The 1,626-nt window shown below is 61.4% G+C and carries 2 protein-coding genes; both read right to left on the bottom strand.

Annotated features, from left to right (window positions below; all coding sequences use genetic code 11):
• Window positions 1-683 (bottom strand): carbohydrate ABC transporter permease (locus tag ENZ75_RS31245; RefSeq protein ID WP_164888155.1); only part of this gene is annotated, 683 nt, incomplete at its 3' end.
• Window positions 684-1,622, bottom strand: a complete 939-nt coding sequence (locus ENZ75_RS31240) for a sugar ABC transporter permease (RefSeq protein ID WP_013531801.1) — start codon at window positions 1,620-1,622, stop codon at window positions 684-686. It lies immediately after the preceding gene.
• Window positions 1,623-1,626 lie beyond the last annotated feature (4 nt).

The following is a 1,626-nucleotide window of genomic DNA, read 5'->3' as shown; positions in this document are numbered from 1 at the left end:
ATGTTGTAGACGGCGACCGGCAGCGTGCGCGTTTCACGGCTGGCGAGCACCACGCCGAAGACGAAATTGTTCCATGAGAAGATGACGGACAGGATAAAGGCGACCACTATGCCCGGCTTGGCGATGGGCAAGGCGACCAGCCGGAACACCTGCCAGGAACTGGCGCCGTCGATGTTGGCGGCCTCTTCCAGTTCCATCGGGGTGGTCTCGAAATAGCCGATCATCACCCAGACGACGATCGGCACGGTCACCACCAGATGGATGATGATCTGCGGCCACAGCGTGCCGAGAATGCCGACCCATTGGAACAGCAGGAACAGCGGGATGAGATAGGAAAGCCCCGGCGTCATGCGGGCGATCATGATGACCACCGCCGATCGCTCGGCCTTGAGCCGCGCGATGCCATAGCCGGCCGGCACGCCGATCAGCAGCGCCAAAAGCGTCGCCGTGCCGGTCACCAGAACCGAATTCCAGAGATAGAGCAGGAAATTGTTCTCCTCGAACACTTTTGCATAGTTCGACCAGGCGAGATGTTCGGGGATCAGGATCGGCGGATAGGCGCCGTTGTCGATCTCGAATTTCAGCGACAGCGAGATCATCCAGAGGAAGAACAGGATCGCCGGCGAGACGAAGACCAGGGCCGCGAAGAACAGCCCGATCCGGTTGAGCAGTCGTGAACTCATCTATTTGCCCTCCACGCCGATCCACTGCGAGCGCTGGCGCAACATCAGGAGGATGAAGGACAGGGCGACGATGACGATGAAGAACACCACGGCCATGGCCGAGCCATAGCCGATGTCGTAGTAGGAGAAGGCGGTGTTGTAGAGATAGATGTTGATGGTCTCCGAGGCCGTGCCCGGCCCGCCCTGGGTCATCGCGTAGATGATGTCGAAACTCTTCAGTGCGTCGATGGTGCGGATGATCACCGCGATCATCAGGAACGGCGCGATCATCGGCAAGGTGAGATAGCGGAATTGCTGCCAGGCATTGGCGCCGTCGATTTCGGCGCTTTCGAACGGCTCGCGCGGCACGGACGCCAGGCCGCCGAGCACGATCAGCATCACCAGCGGCGTCCACTGCCAGGTCTCGACCGCAACCAGCGACGGGATGACCGTGTTGGCGTTGAAGATCCATTCCTGCGCCGGAATGCCGACCAGCGACAGAAGATAGTTGAGGACGCCGAGCTGGGGGTGGAACATCATCGTCCAGACCAGCGCCACGGCGACGGGCGTTGCCATCATAGGCATCACGAAGACGCCGCGCAGCAGGCCACGCAGCGGAAACCTGGCGTCGAAGATCAGGGCGGCGATGGTGCCGAGCAACATCGGCGCGGCAACCGAAAGGAAGGTGTAGCTCAACGTATGGAGAAGCGATTCCCAGAAGCGTTGGTCGTACGCCAGCCGCAGATAATTCTCCATCCCGGCAAAGCTTCGCGACTGGCCGAGCGTCCAGCGGTTGACGCTCATCCACAGCGTGAAGGCCCAGGGAAAGACGATCACGGCGCCGACGACGACGAGCGCCGGAACGACGAAAGGCCAGTAGTTGGGAGCCAGCCGGATCGTCTGGCTCCCTTCGATGGCTTGCGTCGTCACCCCGGTGCGTTCTGGGGTGGTGGCGGACATCAGC

The sequence above is a fragment of the Mesorhizobium sp. M7A.F.Ca.CA.002.04.1.1 genome (assembly GCF_004022805.1).
Classification (GTDB): Bacteria; Pseudomonadota; Alphaproteobacteria; order Rhizobiales; family Rhizobiaceae; genus Mesorhizobium; species Mesorhizobium ciceri.
The sequence above is the reverse complement of the archived record's forward strand: the minus strand, read 5'-3'. Positions and strand labels throughout refer to the sequence as shown.